This window comes from Mucilaginibacter sp. 14171R-50 (genome assembly GCF_010093045.1).
In the GTDB taxonomy this organism is placed as follows: Bacteria; Bacteroidota; Bacteroidia; order Sphingobacteriales; family Sphingobacteriaceae; genus Mucilaginibacter.
On sequence record NZ_CP048115.1, the window covers coordinates 3429478 to 3446888 of the forward strand.

The following is a 17411-nucleotide window of genomic DNA, read 5'->3' on the forward strand; positions in this document are numbered from 1 at the left end:
CGTGGAGTGTTCCGCAATAACAATTATTGCATTAAAATGTGCAAACCATTATAAATTTTTCAGTTTTTACCATATTTTAATTTTAGATAGTTAAATTACGCCGTCAATATTCCTGTAATTTTATAAACCTGTGTTATTATGCCAGCTACCTTAAGGCTTAGTCAGAAAGAATCGATATTTAATCACGAAGTGGTAAAGCGCTTTGAGCTATACAACAGCTTGTTTCAAACGCTGCCTTTTTACCAGGTTAAGGATACAGGTATATTGTTGCCTTTTTTTAGTTCGCATTGCGATGCGGGCACTGCGGCGCAATTGTCGCCTACCGAGATCATTGAGTCGTTTTTTGAAAAGTATGTACCGGGTATTGATAAGCGGGAGCAAATAAACCGTTTATTCAGATTTATACAATACATTGAACGCCAAGTGGTTTTGTTTGATGCTATTGAAGATTCGTCGTTCAGTAAGATCGGCCGCGTTGACGATACCGGCACCCTTCAAAGCATGGTACAGCAGGCTTCTCAAAACGAGCAGGAAAGGGCCAGCATTAGTAAACAATTAAAAGATTTTTCGTTAAGGCTGGTGCTTACAGCACACCCTACGCAATTTTACCCCGGGTCGGTGCTTGGTATTATGACCGACCTGATCGAGGCTCTTAAAACCAATGATATCCCATCTATTGACGGCCTTTTACAGCAATTAGGTAAAACACCTTTCTTTAACAAAACCTCGCCTACGCCGGTGGATGAAGCCGTTAGGCTGGTTTGGTTCCTGGAGAATATTTTTTATCACGCACTTGCTGGTATACAGTCAAAACTGGAAGATGAATTTGATATCGAGGGCAATCAACAGTTGCTCGAGCTTGGGTTTTGGCCCGGCGGCGACAGGGACGGCAATCCAAACGTAACCACCGAAACCACCCGCGCCGTATCATCAATGTTAAGGCAGGTAATATACCGTTGCTATTACCGCGATTTCAGGAACGTTAAGCGCCGGATCACCTTCAGAGGGTTTGCCGATACCATAAGCCAACTGGAAAAAACGCTTTACGACAATGCTTTTGGCGTCCCCGAGAACCCGAAGGACCTGCAGCCCGAATTGCTTGAATTACTTAAGTCAATGCGTCAAACCTTGGTGACGGAACATGATAGCCTGTTTGTAAGCATTGTAGATAACCTGATACAAAAGGTGCAATTATTTGGATCGTACTTTGCCACCCTTGACATAAGGCAGGATAGCCGTGTGTTGCGCAACGTTTTTAAATATACTACCGAAAAAGTATATACCGGCGTGCCGAAGAATTATGCCGAAATGGGCGAGGCCGCCAAAATCAAAAGTCTGCCATTTAACCAGGCTGATTTTGTATGCCCTGCCAACGCTGAACCCCTGGTGCGCGATACCCTTGATACCATCAGGCTGATGAAGCAGATTCAGTATCGTAATGGTGAAAAAGGCTGCCAGCGATTTATCATCAGCAATTGCCAGGAAGCCTCGGATATTTTACAGCTGATAGCATTGTTTTTATGGAGCGGCTGGGAAAAGGATAAGCTGAGCGTTGATTTTATGCCGCTTTTTGAAACGGTTAACGATTTGAAGGCCGCAAGCGGGGTAATGGAAAAGTTATACACTCATCCGTTCTATAAAAATCATTTAAAAAAGCGGGGTAACAGGCAAACCATCATGCTGGGTTTTAGCGACAGCACCAAGGATGGCGGTTACCTGATGGCCAACTGGAGCATTTATAAAGCCAAAGTTGAATTAACGGCGATGGCCCGCAAACATAATATCGACCTGGCTTTTTTTGATGGACGCGGCGGCCCCCCTGCGCGTGGTGGCGGCAAAACTCATCGCTTTTATGCATCGATGGGAAAAGAAATTGCTAATGACCATATACAACTGACCATACAGGGACAAACCATAAGTTCGCAGTACGGATCGGTTGAAACTGCTCGTTTCAATACCGAGCAATTGGTTAACGCCGGCGTTATCAGCGCGCTGCACCCTAATCATAACGACCTGTTGGACGACAAACATAAAGCCCTGATCGCTAAAATGGCCGAAGAAAGCCACAGCCTTTTCCTGGCCCTGCGCGAGCATCCGCTGTTTATGGAATACCTCGAGAAATTCAGTCCGCTTAAACTCTTATCGCAAATAAATATCAGCAGCAGGCCTACAAAACGTAACGCCGATGCCAAACTGAAGTTAGAGGATCTGCGCGCTATCAGCTTTGTAACATCGTGGAGCCAGTTAAAGCAAAATATCCCCGGCTTTTACGGTGTAGGTACGGCCTTAAAGAAGATGAAAGACGATGGCGAATGGAAAGCGGTGCAGGAACTTTACCAAAATTCGGGTTTCTTTAAAACAATGCTGGATAACTGCATGATGTCGATGTCCAAATCCGATTTCAGGGTAACGGCTTATATGGAAAAAGACGCCAGGTTCAAAAAATTCTGGAAGGGCCTTAAAGCCGAGTATGAGTTGACCCGCCAGATGTTGCTTGAGTTAACGGATAGCAAGGTGCTGATGGAAGAATTCCCGGTAGACAGGCGTTCGATTGCCCTTCGCGAGAAGATAGTATTACCCCTTGTCATCATTCAACATTATGCCCTGCAGTGCCTTAACCATACTGATGATGATGAACTAACAGGTATCTACAATAAACTGGTTATACGCACCGTGTATGGTATAGTAAATGCGGGCAGGAACTTAGCGTAATGCTTTAGCTGCAAAGCATTGTAGGTAAACACAGCCTATATTAGCAATAGCTCTGCTTTGATACTTAAAGTAATAATTCTTATTCGTTATTAATTTTTGGTGTCATTATCGTCGGTATTTATTACAGTTGTTCCTACTGCCGGTCCATTAGCAGTTGTTATAGTTTGAGCGTCTTTAGTCTTTGCATTGTTTAATACATAGCCGCCAATTGTGCCCAGTAAAGCTGCGAGTGCATTTTCGGATATCACTTTAGCCAGGCCTAATATCAGCAGCGATAGTATAAGTATCAGCACCGTTATGGTATTTAAAGCAAAGGCTAACTTGTCTTTCGGGTTCATGACATTGCCGGGCACTCCGTTTGATTCTTTATTGCTTCTAAGGCCGTACCAGTACATTAGCAAGGCAGCTATTATAAAAAAGGGGATCCCTATTACAACGGCGTATTGGTTAATATTAAAATTCTTTTTATTAAAGTCGTCCTTTAATTTCTCCTGATTAGCAGGTAATTCTTTTTTCCGGGCCTCTAAAGTGGTAATTCGTTTTAAAAGTAACGTATCTAAAGCGGTAAGGATATTTTTAAGTTCTGATTTAGAATTTAAGAATAAAGGGTTGACATCTTTCATAGCCGGGAACACTCCGGTAAGCCCTTTAGTCAAATCTGTTTTGTTTACCGGCATTGTTGGCGCAAAGGCTGATTTTTTAGGATAAAAATTCACCGGGGAAAATATATACGTATCGTTTCTATTGTAAAAATAATCGGTACTAAACCCCAGCGCGTCTATCATGTTAATATATTCCCGAACGTATTGCTGCTTTTTATTATCAATTTGCAGGCTAAATGATTTGTTTAATTTTTTTACATACGAACCGGCATTATCGGGACTATTTTCATAATAGGTTTCAATAGGGTTTATAATTTTATTGGGCTGAAGTTTCGCTGCAACGGTGTTGTAAGGCGTATCTAACTTGGTATCGTTTAGTATTTTAATATTTAATGCGATATCTTTCTCAAAAGAGGGAAGTACATCCAATTGAAAATTTATATCCTCCGCTTCGTTATTCAGTCTGTCGATATTGTTTTTAATTACATTGATGTTTTCGGGATTCCAGGGCTCATATTCTTCTGATGTTGAAGAATTGAACCAACGTGTTATAGCCGGTATCTGTGGAACAAACGACACAAATATTAACAATGTTAAAACTGCTATAACAATTGTTTGCAGCTTACTGAGGGAGTTAAAGAAATCTTTTAACATGATAATTGTGATTTAAGTTTAGGTATATAAATATCTGATAATCAATAACTGTATGCAAGGGTGAAAACACCTGTTTTAAAATGCATGAAAACACGCCATTGATATTTAGCCTCACAATAAAACTATTTATTGAAACTGTATGTACCAATGTTTGTTACCTAAGTATTACAAGCTAATATTTATGATGAAAAGAACATTTTATATCGCCCTTACATTAACCGCCCTTATTTTCACGCAAGCTTGTAATAATCGCAAAGCCAAAAACTACAACAAAATAAATCAGGCAAATGAGGAAGGTATTTCGTTTGTAAAAAGTGCGCTTGAATCGGGTGCGGCCGAAATAAAAGCCTCTCAGTTAGCTTTAACCAATTCTAAAAACCCAGAGGTATTGGAGTTTGCAAAAATGTTAATTGCCGACCATACTAATGCGGATGCTGAATTGAAGCAGATAGCTGGCAGCAAGACACCAAACGATACGCTCACCGTTGCCCACCAGCAATTGTTAAGCAGTTTATCTAAAAAAACGGGGCAGAAATTTGATAAAGAGTACATGCAGGCAATGGTTAACGACCATGAAAATGCCATACTCGTTTTTAAAAAGGGTGAAGATAATATAGACAAGAAGCTAAAAAGCTACGCCGACAAAACTTTGCCAACACTTCAGGATCATCTAAAAAAAGCAAATAGCATTTGCCTCGACTTAAAATAGTTTCAGTTGTTGTTGGGTGGGGGGCTTAGCTTTTCCAAAAACCGTGCGCCCGCCGTACTTCCACGAATCATTTCTTTCCTTTTCTATCACCTGGTCAAAATTGGCGTTGGGCGTAAAATCCTTTTCGGCCGCTTGGACTATATTGGTTAGGCGTTTAATGGCTTCGCTTTTTTCGCTGTTGCCCAATTTAGCTTTGTGGATGGCGGTTTGCAATACGCCTATGGTTTCGTCATAAACTTTGGTAGGCACCGGGAAGGGGTGGCCATCCTTACCACCATGCGCAAAAGAGAACCTTGCCGGGTCTTTAAACCTTGACGGTGTGCCGTGTATCACCTCGCTTACCAATGCCAGCGACTGCAGCGTGCGCGGGCCAAGGCCCTGCAGCAATAACAGATCTTCAAAATCCTTTGGCTGTTTTTCGTGCGCCAGCCACAGCACAGCGCCCAGGCGTTTCAGGTCAACATCCTTAGCCATTACCTCGTGATGGTTTGGCATCACCAGCCTGCTTATTTCTTTCAACATGCGGTCGGGCTGCTCGGCGGCTATCTGCATTACCCCGCTGCGCGAACCATTAGCCAGCTTATCGGCCATGTTCAATATCATCCCATTATTATGGCCGTGAATAGCCGTATGCGGGTCTTCTACAAAGGATGTAAGCTGTTCCGAATGCCAGTGATAGCGGCGTGCGGTTCGGCTTTTGTCGCTCATACCTTGCTGTACCACAGCCCATTTTCCTGTATCACTTAAAATAAAGTTGTGGGTATATAACTGGAAGCCATCCTGTATAGCGGTGTTATCAACCTTGGCGCTAAGCTTGCTGCATTTTACCAGGTAGTTACCATCAAGTCCGGTGGAGTTGCAAACGTTCAACAGTTCCTGCGGTGTTTTGGTGGATTGCTTGCCTTTGCCGCCACAAATATATATCCCCAAATCGCGGCTGTGTGGGTTAATGGCACGTTTTAAGGCACCCATCACCGAAGTGGTGATACCTGATGAATGCCAGTCCATACCCATCACCGCGCCCAAGCTCTGAAACCAGAACGGGTCGCTCAGGCGGCGCAAAACTTCATCCTTACCATAATCCATTACAATGGTTTCCATTACGGCCAGGCCCAGCTTTGCCATCCGTTCGGCAAGCCAAACGGGCACATAACCATAATGCAAAGGCAGATCGGCACTTCCTGAACGCTTCATGCTAACAAAGTTAGCAAAAAAATTAGATTTATTCTCTACCTGTCATCCTGAGCGCGAGCGAAGGACCTAATGCATGTGGGGAACCTGGCGGCGATTAGATGCTTCACTATCGTTCAGCATGACAAGTTTTTGCTTACACCTCAAACGCAACCTGTACATCGCTCCAAAATTCATCCAGCGCAATAATGCGGGGCTTGAAGAACGAGATCAGCTTTGGCCAGTCTTCTTTTTGAAATATGCTGACAGGGGAGATGCTGGTATAAATACGACTGACGGTTTTACCATATTCGTCGGCTGTGTGCAGCTGCCATTCCCAGTCTTCGTTCAGAGTGCTGTGCAGCATAGTTTTATAAGCGGTGAACTGTTCAAAAAATAACTGTTGTAATTCTTTATCAGGGTGGGTGATGTCGATGGAAATACTTGCCGTTTTATTATCGGCCTGCATGCGGAAGTAAATATGCTTAACGCCCGTTTTATAGTTGATCCAGTTAGTACGCAGGCCTTCGGCAGAAAGCACCGGGCTCATGTATTGCCCAAATGCCGTCCAGAATGCTTGTTTTAGCTGTGATGCCTGATCTTTAGAGTACATGAAAATAATAAAAATGACAAATAAATAGTTCTAAACAGCAAGATAGCCACTCGCTTCTTCGTTCCTCGCAATGACGCGGTAAAAGATCAGTTATTGATATCAAATTTCAAACTTACCTTCTCATCCATCGAGTTGCTTCCCAACACCAGTTTATATTCCCCAGGGTAAAGCTTCCATTTATTAGTGCTTAAATCCCATTTTTGTAACTCCCTGACCGGTATGCGAATGTTGGCGGTTTGTTGCCCGCCTTTGGATACGCCTACACGCTTAAATCCTTTCAATTCCTTTAACGGCATTCTATCCACGTTGGGATATTGAATATAAGCCTGCACAACCTCGTCGCCCTTAAATTCGCCGGTATTTTTAATGTTCACGCTAACACTGATGGTATCAGTAGGTTTGTATTTGGTTTTGAAGTTACCGTCTGCAGTGTAAGCAAATGTGGTGTAACTCATGCCAAAACCAAACGGATATTGTACCGGGCCGTCGTAATACCGATAGGTTCGGCCCTTCATGTTGTAGTCCTTGTAATCGGGCAGGTTGCTCAGCGATTTATAAAAAGTGACCGGCAAATGCCCCGATGGCGATACATCGCCGAATAAAATATCTGCCAGCGCATTGCCCCCCTGTTCGCCGGGGTACCAGGCCAGTATAACGGCATCGGCATAAGGTGCAATCGCTTCTATATCCACATCGCTGCCTGCGGTTATCACGGCTATAATGGGCTTCTTAACATCCCTTCGCAGACGTTTTAGGTATGCAATATGGCTTGCGGGCAAACTAATATCCAGTTTATCGCCACCGCCTGGCGCCAGGAAGGCGTCGCCTTCTTCGCCCTCGTTAACCGGCGACAAACCAAGTACCGCAATGGTCACATCGGCATTGCCTGCGGCCCAAACACCGCCAAAATGGGTAGTATCGCGGTTATCTGCGCCAAGGTCATACTCTACCCGGGCTGCAGGGCCAACAGCCGCAGTTATGCCCTCAACAAAGTTGATGACCTTGCCGGTGCCATGATAATTGCCTATCAGCGCGTCATACGACGTAGCATTGGGCCCCACAACCATGTAGCTGCTGTATTTACTTCGGCTGAGCGGTAATATCTGATTATCATTCTTTAAAAGTACCATACTTTGCTGTGCAACCTTGCGGGCAAGAGCCACATGCCGGGTATTATGCACGCTATCGGCACCGTAACCGTGATAAGGATTAAGCGATGCATCGTCGTAAAAACCAAGTTTAAACTGGGTACGCAACGTTGCCGATAACGCTTTATTTACATCGCTTGCTTTTAATAAACCGCGTTTAACCGCCTGCATTACATCATTCTGCAGCAGGGTAGAGCAATCCAGGTCTACGCCGGCTTTAATAGCCTCTGCAGCTACTATTACCTGGTCGGGCTGCGTTTTATGGCGCAGGTAAATATCATCCAAGGCGCCGCAATCGGTAACTACATGGCCCTTAAATTTCCATTCGTTCATCAAAATATCTTTCAGCAGGGTATTGCTGGTGCAGCAGGGCTCGTTATTCACGCGGTTATAGGCACACATAATGCTTTCTACGCCGCCATCAACCAGGTATTTAAACGAGTACAGGTAAGTTTCGCGCAGGTCTTTTTCGTCGATAATAGCATCAAATTCGTGCCTGCCGGCTTCGGGGCCGCTGTGTACTGCGTAGTGTTTAGCGGTTGCGCTGGCTTTTAAGTAATGCGGGTCGTCGCCCTGCAGCCCTTTTACAAATGCGCCGCCCATGCGCGAGGTCAAAAAAGGATCTTCGCCGTAAGTTTCCTGTCCGCGGCCCCAGCGCGGGTCGCGGAAGATGTTGATATTGGGTGTCCAAAAGGTAAGGCCCATATATTGCAGACGCCTGCCCATATTGGTAGAGAGGTTGTACTTTGCCCTTGCTTCGGTGGATATAACGGTTGATACCTGTCTAAGCAGGTCATCGTTAAAGGTTGCCGCCATGCCAATAGCCTGGGGGAATATGGTTGCCTCGCCAGCTCTTGCCACGCCGTGCAGCGCCTCGTTCCACCAGTTATAAGCAGGTATGCCCAGCCGGGGCACTGCTTTACTTTGATAGCCTAACAGGGCTATTTTTTCATCCAACGTTAGGCGCAATACAAGGTCTTTTACACGAGCGTCTAATGGCTTCTTGCTGTCTTTATAGATCATTTTTTGCTGCGCGATAACCGTTATCGGCATTAAAAATGAAAGCAGCAGGTAACAGAAACGAGTTTTCATACAGGCAGGATAAAGGGAATGCTAACTTAAAAGAAATAGGCCGTTCTGCCAATTATTTTGTGTGTAAATGTTAGCTTTGAGCTTGCACCTATTGCTTCATCAACCCATGAACATGAAATACTTAACGCTACTTTTACTCCTTTTTAGCTCACTAACCTTTGCCCAACAGGCACCAAAGCCTTATGGGCCGCTGCCCACACTGGGCCAGCTTAACTGGCAGGAAACGGGCATGTACTGCATTATACACTGGGGTGTAGATACTTATACCGACAAGGAATGGGGCTATGGCGACGAAAGTCCTGGTTTGATTAACCCCTCCAACTTTAGCGCAATGCAAATTGTTGGTGCGGCAAAGGCGGGTGGCTTTAAGGGCATCGTAGTGGTGGCCAAGCATCACGATGGTTTTTGCCTGTGGCCAACAAAAACAACCGAACATAACATCAGTAAAAGCCCGTACAAAAATGGCAAAGGTGATATCCTGCGCGAATACCGCGAGGCATGCGATAAACTGGGTATGAAGATGGGCGTTTACTGCTCGCCGTGGGACAGGAACAGCGCCTTGTACGGTAAGCCTGAGTATGTTACGCAGATCTATCGCGAGCAGCTAAAAGAGCTTTACAGTAATTACGGCCCGTTATTTATATCGTGGCATGATGGCGCCAACGGCGGCGACGGCTATTATGGCGGGGCGCGAGAGGAACGAAAAATAGACCGCTCCGTCTACTACGGCTGGGACGAAACTTGGGGAATTACCCGTAAAATGCAGCCCAACGCGGTAATATTTGGCGATGTTGGCCCTGATGTGCGCTGGGTAGGTAACGAGCGCGGCCAGGCCGGCGAAACCAGCTGGGCCACCTATACACCGCATGCCCCGGATGCGGGTAAAAAGCCAGGCAACGGTTATGTGAAAGACTATGAAGGTACCGAAGGTCACCGCGACGGAAAATACTGGATGCCAGCCGAGTGTGACGTATCGTTAAGGCCGGGATGGTTCTACCACCAGCGGCAGGATGATTCTGTGAAAACGCCGGGAGCGCTGTTAAGGCTTTATTACCAAAGCGTAGGCCGCGGCGCGGCGCTCGACCTTGGCCTGTCACCCGATAGGACAGGGCAATTAAGTGCCAACGATGTGGCCTCATTGAAAGCTTTTGGAGATATCTTAAAACGCACTTTCGCGGTTAACCTTGCTAAGGGCGCAACGCCTACCGCAAGCAACACCAGAGGGCGCAACCAAGCGAAATTTGGCCCTGCAAACCTGTTAGATGCTGATAGATATACTTACTGGTCTACAGACGATAAGGTGCATACACCTCAATTGATACTTGATATGCATCAGCCCCAAACGTTTAACGTGATACGCCTTCGCGAAAACATAAAACTTGGCCAGCGGATAGAAGAAGCAGCCATAGATGCCTGGCAAAACGGCCGGTGGAAAGAGGTAGCAAAAGCCACCAGTATTGGTGGCAACAGGCTTATAAAACTGGATAACGATGTTACCACAAGCAAGGTGCGGCTGCGCGTTATCAAGTCGCCGGTTTGTATTGCGCTGAGCGATTTCGGGCTTTATAAAGAGGCGAAATTTAATGACGTATCATCCTTAATGGATAATAAAACACCACCCAAATTTTGAGATGAATATTAGAAAATTCTTGAATTTTTTCGGGGTTTTTTCGGTGCTTTTTGTAAATGTTTCTGCGCAGAATAAGGCGCTTTTTGATGCTGGAGAAGAACCCAGGCTGATCTCGCGGCAATTTGCTTTTACGGAAGGGCCGGCGGTAAATAAAGCCGGAAATATCTTCTTCACCGACCAGCCGAATAACCGTATCTGGAAGTACGGTAACGATGGGAAGCTCGCCGTTTTTATGGAGAATGCCGGCAGGCCGAACGGCATGTATTTTGACCGTAAAGGTAACCTCATAGTATGTGCCGATGAGCATAACCGGCTTTGGAAAATAAGCCCGGACGGAAAGGTTAAGGTACTGCTCAAAGATCTTAACGGCAAATTGCTTAACGGCCCCAACGACCTGTGGGTAGACAAAAAAGGCGGCATCTATTTTACCGACCCATATTACCAGCGCGATTACTGGACACGCACCAAAACCGAACTGGAAGGACAAAAGGTTTACTACCTGGTTAACAGTGCGGTGCAGCCTGTTATTGCAGATGAAACTTTAAAAAAGCCAAACGGCATTGTGGGTACGCCGGACGATAACTACTTGTATGTTGCCGATATTGGCGATGGTAAAATATACAAGTTCAATATTGATACCGATGGCACTTTAGACGACCGCCGGGTATTTGCAGAGCAAACTGCCGACGGTTTAACCCTTGATGAGCAGGGTAACCTGTACGCGGCAGGTAACGGTATAACCATTTACAACCCCAAGGGGCAAAAGATTGCCCATATAGCTGTTCCCGAACCATGGACTGCCAATGTTTGTTTTGGTGGAAAGGACAGGCGCACGTTGTTTATAACAGCATCAAAGGCTGTTTATGTAATGAAGATGAATGTAAGAGGGGTAGAATAATAACTTGTAAAAACCGTCATTGCGAGGCACGAAGCAATCTCCCTTGGAGCATATCGGTTATGCAAAGTTTTGAGATTGCTTCGTACCTCGCAATGACGGGCGGGTGAGATTCAGCCGACAACGTTTATTAACCCCCGGCTAATGTTTTCTTTGTACTTTTTCCCAAACGGAGCTTTGCTGCGTGGTAAAGTAGCGGATAATACCTGCTATTACCGCGTAGTTCATTACGCAAAAGTAGTAGGGGATAAAAAGCACTTTGATGCGGATGTGGCGCTCCTCCATAATATAGCCGAAGATGGCCAGGCAATAAAACAACGCCTGCCCGGCAAAAAGTACTTCGTATATAAAGCCCTTTCCTGCAAATGCTACGGCAAAGTTGGTAATAAACGCCACTATCAGAAAGAAGGGGGTCACCGTCCACCGCAGCACACGATGACTTACGTATTGGAACGACAGCACCGGATATTTAAAAGAAAACAACAGGTTTTTTAAACGTAATATAGATTGCATGCCCCCCGCTGCAATGCGGATCTTGCGCTTCAGCTCTTCCGATACATTTTCAGATGCGGTTTCCAGCGCGTAGGCTTCGGGTTCGTAAATAATGCGGTAACCTTTGGCGGCAATCAGCATAGATATCATAAAATCGTCCAATACGGTATCGGCAGGCACGTCCTGATACAGATCGCGCCTAACGCTGAACAGTTCGCCTGCCGCGCCCACTACCGAGTAAAGCTCCGAATCCCACTTTTTAAGCGCCGACTCGTACTTCCAGTAAAAACCTTCTCCGGCTGCGCTGGCATCGGCGCTGGCATCTATCTGCACCTGCTTTTCGCCAGCAACGGCGCCCACTGTTTTATCGCTGTAATGGCGGCAAATGCGGGTAATGGCTTCTGGGTTTAGAAAAGTGTTGGCATCGGTAAAAACCACAACTTCGGTTTCCACATACTCCATTGCCCGGTGTACGGCGGCAATTTTACCGGCTCGCCCGGGGCGGTGCAGCAGTTGTATCTGCGGGTGCAGGCCAATTATTTCGGCCGTCCTGTCTGTCGAGCCATCGGTTACAAATACAAATTTAAGTTTGCCTGCCGGGTAATTCAGCTGCAGGCTGTTGGCAATTTTTTGCGCTATAAAGTGTTCTTCGTTATAGGCGGCAACAACCAGCGTACAGGTAGGCAGGCTATCATCGGCGACAGCCGGTATAAAAGGTTTACCTTTAACAGCCCGTTTGATTTTTATGATAAAATACAGCAAAAACCCGTAACCGACAAAGGTGTAAAAGGCAACGAATAAACTTATCCAGAAGGTAAGTATCATGAAACTTTATTTATAGTGAAGCCTAATTCGGTACTATGCTTACTATGGGTAATATTCCACCAGATAGCGCGGAAAAGTATGCTGATGAAATCGTACTTTTTTTCCTTAATGTAGTTTACAATATTGCGCGGTACAACAAGTAAAACAAAGTAAAAATAAAACACAAGGGCTTTTAAGGCAGGCGCGTTATGGCGGATGAAAAGGATGCGGTTGCGGTTCATAAAGTACTCTTTAAAAGCGCTGTTCTTGCCCACCGTCATTGATTCTTTGTGGTAAATAACGGCGTCGCCGCGCACCCAGGCCTGGTAGCCAGATCTGTTAATGCGTTCGCCCCAGTCTACTTCCTCGTAATAAATAAAGAAGTTATCGGCCATTAAGCCGGCCTTTTCGCAGGTTTCTTTTTTAACCATCATGGCACCGCCATGGCAGTAACCTGTTTGCCCCAGCAGGTTATCATACTGCCCTACGTCCTTCTCGTTTTTACCGATAGCGCGGTTACGGCAGGTGTAATAATCAACCTGGGTAAAGCCTACATACTGTATAATGCTTCTGTCGAAATCATAAACAAGTTTGGGCGATATAATGCCTACCTGTGGGTGGGTGTCTAAAATATCTACCAGTTTCTGGACCAGGCCGGGCGTAAATTCGGTATCGTTATTCACCAGGAAATAGTAATCGCCGGTAGCCTGTGCAATACCAATATTGTTGCCGCCAGAGAAACCTAAATTACGTTCAGACCGTATAAACTTAACATCGGGGTATTTAACAGTCCATAATGGAATAGGGTTAACAGTACTGCCATTATCTACAACAATCACCTCAAGGTTCTGATAGGTGTTGGTTTGGGCAATTGATACTAAAAGCTCTTCTGTAACTTTGTCCTGGTTGAAATTTATGGTGACAACAGATACTTTTTTCATGCAGTATTTTTTAATGCCCTAATATTAGCAAAAGTTCAGTAAAAAAATTATTAAATTGAAGGATAAACCAGTTTTTAACGAAGCCGCATTAATTGACCAGAAAGCTGATGAGTTGGTGGCTTTGCTTCAAAAAGGTAGTGTTGATGCTAAACAAGCTAAAGCCATACAGCAAAAAATAAATAACGCTATTGATGAGGCATCCTTGCCAAAAACCATTGAGGCCTTTAAAGAACTGGATACCGACCGCGACAGGGTTGACCTGCTCAACGACCTGGAAATGTTGCTGTCGCAGCACCAGTTAGATACCGATGTTTCAAAAAAATACCTCACTCAAGAAAGGGTAAAAAAGTTTGTTATTATCATTATAGGCATCGTAATGATAACCCTGGGTATGGCCATGATCATAATGCCTGCGCCACCGTATTTTGAAATGTTTACGGTTTTTTATTTTAACGATAACGATGGGGTAACCCTAATGGACCTGATAGCATTGCTTATTGTGTTTACAGGCGTATATTTGTTTTTAAGCGCTTTACTAAAAAAGCGCACCGCATAACCTTAGTATGCCCGTATTAAAAAAAATTCTGTTGGTTGACGATAACCCGATTGTTTTGGAGATGATGGGCAGGGCTTTGAGCAAAGAAGGGTTTTACTGCATGAAAGCCATTTCGGCAAATGCGGCGATGGATATGCTTAAACAAGAGCGGCCGGATATTATCCTGTCAGATTATCACATGCCCGATATGGATGGTTTTATGTTCAGGCAAAAGCTGATAGCCATGCCAGCGTATAAGGATATCCCTTTTATGTTCCTAACATCCGAGGTTGATAACGATCTGATGCTGGAAGGTATTAACCTGGAGGCAGTAGATTATATTTTGAAGGATACCCCGCTGCCGGTGGTGGTATCAAAAATAAACAACTTTTTAAATAGCGTGCGGGAGGAACATGAACGCACGCTGAAAGAGCTAAGCGTTGCGGCCATGGCGCTAAACCTGCATTCGGTGCCGCAAACGCTGCCGGCTGTAAACGGTTTCGAAATTGATTTTTGGCATAAATCTTTCCAGAACTACCCCGGTGGCGATTTTATTGATTTTATTACGATTGATGAGCGGCATACCTTTGTGGTTTTAGGCGATGTAATGGGGAAGAAGTGGGGCGCATGGTATTTTTCGTTCGGCTTTTTAAGTTATATACGTGCCGCAGTGCGCATCTGCATATCCGAGGGCAATTTCTCTACAAAAAGTATCCTGCAGAAAATTAACGCGGTGGTGTATCACGATCCGGTAGTGAACGATGTACTGTCGAGCTTGTCGCTTATTATGATCGATACCGCTGCCTCGGCCATAACCTACTCGGGCGCGGGCGACCTGCCCTTGCTTTATTTTAACCACGCCGATGGCAGCCTAACACAGATACGGTCGGGCGGGATGTTGCTTGGCCTGATGCCCGATGGGGATTTTGACGAGGTGACGCTAAAACTTACCAACGGCGACAGACTGTTTGCATTTACAGATGGGATTATTGATTTTGAGACGGAAAAAGGAAAAAAAACCGATTACGAGACCTTTACCACGGCCGTAACACCCTTCCTGACCCAGTCTTTTGCCAGTTTTAAACAAAGCGGGTTTTTAAAAGAAAAGGCAACTGCACATATTGATGATTGCAGCTTAATTTATTTACAAAAAACAAGTTCATGATATTAAGAACCAACACGCAAAATAATGCTTTGATAGCTGATATACAGGTAAAGGAAGCAAACCTTACCGTATCTGACAGTTTTAAAGACGAGATGACAAAGCTGATTGACCACGGAAACAAATACATTATTGTAAATTTTGAGCAGGTGATATATGTAGACAGTTCGTTTCTGGGTGCGCTGGTTTCATCGCTTAAATATGCCATAGCCAACAAGGCAGAAATAGTGGTGGCCGGGTTGAATAAAGATGTAGCGGGTTTGTTTCAGTTGATCAGGCTTGATAAGGCATTTATGATATATGGTTCGGTAGCAGATGCCGCTGAGCGTAAAAGCTAATATTATGCACGATGCCAGCTTAAAAAAGTTTGCGTTCAATAACCTTGCCGAGAGCCTTTATCCATCGATGATCGATATCATCGACCATATTACCAACACAGGTAAGGTAAGCGATAGTACGGTATCTAAATTAAAGTTAGTGTTAGTTGAAATGCTTACCAACTCGTTAAAACACTCGGGCGGGGGCGAAACTATTATTGAAGTTGCTGTAACCGGCGCGCAGATAGCCATTAAAAAAATTGATACCGGTAACGGGCTTACCATTAGCAGTAACCAAAATTTGATGGTATGGCCCTTGCCGGGCAAGCATCACGGCAATAAGGTTATTACGGTTTATACCGATGCCAGTGCCATTTTGAACGCCAGGTTAACAAACAATTGCAGGCTTCAGTTTTTTATAGAAGAGGTAACGGAAACAGGTCCGCTTGATATTAATACCCTGACAGAACATTTTGGGCTGATGATAATTACCCGTGCATGCGATACATTTACTTATGAATTTGATATTGATACGTGTACAAATAACTTTACCGCGATAATAAATAAGATGTAAAGCAGCGTATGCAAAGCCATAAACAAGCCACAGCGGATAACAAAAGTCCGGTCTATTTTTCAAATTTAGATAGCGTAAGGGCAATAGCTGCCCTGATGGTAGTGGTATCGCATATCGAATATCATAAAACCGAATACGGGTTACAGCAACTGGCAATAAGCCTGCAAAACTTTGGTAAAATAGGTGTAACTATATTTTTTGCGCTCAGCGGTTTTTTGATCACCTACCTGCTGCTGGTCGAAAAGAAGAAATATCAAACCGTAAGCCTCAAAGATTTTTACATACGCCGCATCCTTCGTATTTGGCCGCTGTATTTTTTGGTGGTTATAATAGGTTTCTTTGTATACCCGGCTAAAGGCTCGTCTACCGCGCTATGGCTAAGCGTGTTTTTTTTACCAAACCTTGCTTTTTGCCTAAAAATGCTTCCCTCCATATTCGACCCGATATGGTCTATCGGCACCGAAGAACAATTTTATATTTTTCATCCCCACATTTTTAAAATAAAGAAGCCCGAGAACATTTTTAACGCGCTTATCATCATAACAGGCATGTTGATAATCATCAATATCGCGGTGCGCAATTTCCCGGTAAACACCCCGTTCACAAGAAATTTAGGGCTTTTTTTATATTATGCCCGGTTTGACAATATGATGATCGGGGCAATTGTAGCAACGCTTTATTACAATACCAAACATCACGCGTTTACATTCAGGTTTCAGAAGCTCTTCGACTGGTTTTTTACCCGCGTTGCACAATGGTTGTCAATTACGGCTTTTATAATATTTATTTACTTTTATTTAAAGCACGAAATACCACAGGGCGATATGGTTATGGCTCTGTTGGCGGCCCTGCTTATTGTAAATTTATGTGAGCCCGCCACAAGTATTTTTAATTTGAAGAGCAGGCCTTTACAGTACATGGGCAAAATATCTTACGGGATATACCTGCTGCACAAATATCCCCTGTTCCTGGTATTCTACCTGGTAAAAAGGTATATGAACGGCACCGGTGTGTTGGTGCAAAATATCGTAATTTATGTTGTAACCTTAGTTGCGGTGGTTGCGCTGGCTACTTTATCATATTATGGTTACGAACGTTATTTCCTTCGTATAAAAGCCCGCTTTCAGAAGGTAGCTTCGCACAGTTGATTTGGTGCGCGAGCTTAAACGAATACAATCAGCACAATTAGCATTTGCCCGGTTTAGCGCACGAATACAATGATAAACAGTTTTAAATAAGTCTTTTTGCAGATGGTACAAAAACCTTCCCTGGGTTTTATAAAGGCGTTGTTATAAAACGCAGGGGAATTTGTTTAATAACTGCATGTGTGTAACTTCGGCGTGTGCCGGTATAGCTAAATC

At 44.5% G+C, this 17411-nt stretch carries 15 protein-coding genes; 9 read left to right on the plus strand and 6 right to left on the minus strand.

Going from position 1 to position 17411, the window contains the following annotated elements:
- Positions 1–138 precede the first annotated feature (138 nt).
- Positions 139–2712, plus strand: a complete 2574-nt coding sequence (locus GWR56_RS15600; RefSeq protein WP_162432149.1) for a phosphoenolpyruvate carboxylase — start codon at positions 139–141, stop codon at positions 2710–2712.
- Positions 2713–2801: 89 nt separating this feature from the next.
- Here the strand turns inward: GWR56_RS15600 and GWR56_RS15605 are convergent, their stop codons facing one another.
- Positions 2802–3968 carry a hypothetical protein gene (locus GWR56_RS15605; protein WP_162432150.1) on the minus strand — a complete coding sequence of 389 codons (1167 nt, stop codon included), beginning with the start codon at positions 3966–3968 and terminating at the stop codon, positions 2802–2804.
- 181 nt (positions 3969–4149) lie between these two features.
- On the opposite strand from GWR56_RS15605, the gene GWR56_RS15610 reads away from it, so the two are divergent.
- The gene (locus tag GWR56_RS15610) at positions 4150–4677 is read left to right on the plus strand and encodes a DUF4142 domain-containing protein (protein WP_162432151.1); all 528 of its coding nucleotides are present in this window, start codon (positions 4150–4152) and stop codon (positions 4675–4677) included.
- Here the strand turns inward: GWR56_RS15610 and GWR56_RS15615 are convergent.
- The 3 genes from GWR56_RS15615 to GWR56_RS15625 all read right to left on the minus strand — a co-directional run bounded on the left by GWR56_RS15615 (position 4669) and on the right by GWR56_RS15625 (position 8700).
- Positions 4669–5871, minus strand: coding sequence for a DUF763 domain-containing protein (locus tag GWR56_RS15615; RefSeq protein ID WP_162432152.1), 1203 nt, complete (start codon positions 5869–5871; stop codon positions 4669–4671). The genes GWR56_RS15610 and GWR56_RS15615 overlap by 9 nt on opposite strands.
- 133 nt (positions 5872–6004) lie before the next feature.
- Positions 6005–6460, minus strand: coding sequence for a DUF4268 domain-containing protein (locus tag GWR56_RS15620; RefSeq protein WP_162432153.1), 456 nt, complete (start codon positions 6458–6460; stop codon positions 6005–6007).
- A gap of 86 nt (positions 6461–6546) precedes the next feature.
- Positions 6547–8700, minus strand: a complete 2154-nt coding sequence (locus tag GWR56_RS15625) for a glycoside hydrolase family 3 protein (RefSeq protein WP_162432154.1) — start codon at positions 8698–8700, stop codon at positions 6547–6549.
- Between the two features lie 112 nt (positions 8701–8812).
- Between GWR56_RS15625 and GWR56_RS15630 the strand changes: the two genes are divergently transcribed.
- Together GWR56_RS15630 and GWR56_RS15635 are read left to right on the plus strand one after the other, a co-directional pair.
- Positions 8813–10330, plus strand: a complete 1518-nt coding sequence (locus GWR56_RS15630; RefSeq protein ID WP_162432155.1) for an alpha-L-fucosidase — start codon at positions 8813–8815, stop codon at positions 10328–10330.
- 1 nt (position 10331) lies between these two features.
- Positions 10332–11228 (plus strand): SMP-30/gluconolactonase/LRE family protein, encoded by an 897-nt coding sequence (locus GWR56_RS15635; protein ID WP_162432156.1) that lies wholly within the window; start codon positions 10332–10334, stop codon positions 11226–11228.
- A 138-nt stretch (positions 11229–11366) separates the two neighbouring features.
- Here the strand turns inward: GWR56_RS15635 and GWR56_RS15640 are convergent, their stop codons facing one another.
- Together GWR56_RS15640 and GWR56_RS15645 are read right to left on the minus strand one after the other, a co-directional pair.
- Positions 11367–12542: a glycosyltransferase family 2 protein gene (locus tag GWR56_RS15640; RefSeq protein ID WP_162432157.1), complete on the minus strand. Its 1176-nt coding sequence runs from the start codon at positions 12540–12542 to the stop codon at positions 11367–11369.
- Positions 12539–13462: a glycosyltransferase family 2 protein gene (locus GWR56_RS15645; protein ID WP_162432158.1), complete on the minus strand. Its 924-nt coding sequence runs from the start codon at positions 13460–13462 to the stop codon at positions 12539–12541. The genes GWR56_RS15640 and GWR56_RS15645 overlap by 4 nt, the downstream gene beginning before the upstream one ends.
- A 55-nt stretch (positions 13463–13517) precedes the next feature.
- On the opposite strand from GWR56_RS15645, the gene GWR56_RS15650 reads away from it, so the two are divergent.
- The 5 genes from GWR56_RS15650 to GWR56_RS15670 are packed head-to-tail and all read left to right on the plus strand — an operon-like array spanning position 13518 to position 17198.
- The gene (locus GWR56_RS15650) at positions 13518–14018 is read left to right on the plus strand and encodes a hypothetical protein (protein ID WP_162432159.1); all 501 of its coding nucleotides are present in this window, start codon (positions 13518–13520) and stop codon (positions 14016–14018) included.
- 7 nt (positions 14019–14025) lie between these two features.
- A complete protein-coding gene (locus GWR56_RS15655) occupies positions 14026–15162 on the plus strand; it encodes a SpoIIE family protein phosphatase (RefSeq protein ID WP_162432160.1) in 1137 nt (378 codons plus the stop codon).
- Positions 15159–15497, plus strand: a complete 339-nt coding sequence (locus GWR56_RS15660) for an STAS domain-containing protein (RefSeq protein WP_162432161.1) — start codon at positions 15159–15161, stop codon at positions 15495–15497. Before GWR56_RS15655 ends, GWR56_RS15660 begins: the two co-directional genes overlap by 4 nt.
- Before the next feature lie 4 nt (positions 15498–15501).
- Positions 15502–16050, plus strand: a complete 549-nt coding sequence (locus tag GWR56_RS15665) for a sensor histidine kinase (protein ID WP_162432162.1) — start codon at positions 15502–15504, stop codon at positions 16048–16050.
- A gap of 8 nt (positions 16051–16058) precedes the next feature.
- The gene (locus GWR56_RS15670; protein ID WP_162432163.1) at positions 16059–17198 is read left to right on the plus strand and encodes an acyltransferase; all 1140 of its coding nucleotides are present in this window, start codon (positions 16059–16061) and stop codon (positions 17196–17198) included.
- Positions 17199–17411: the final 213 nt, after the last annotated feature.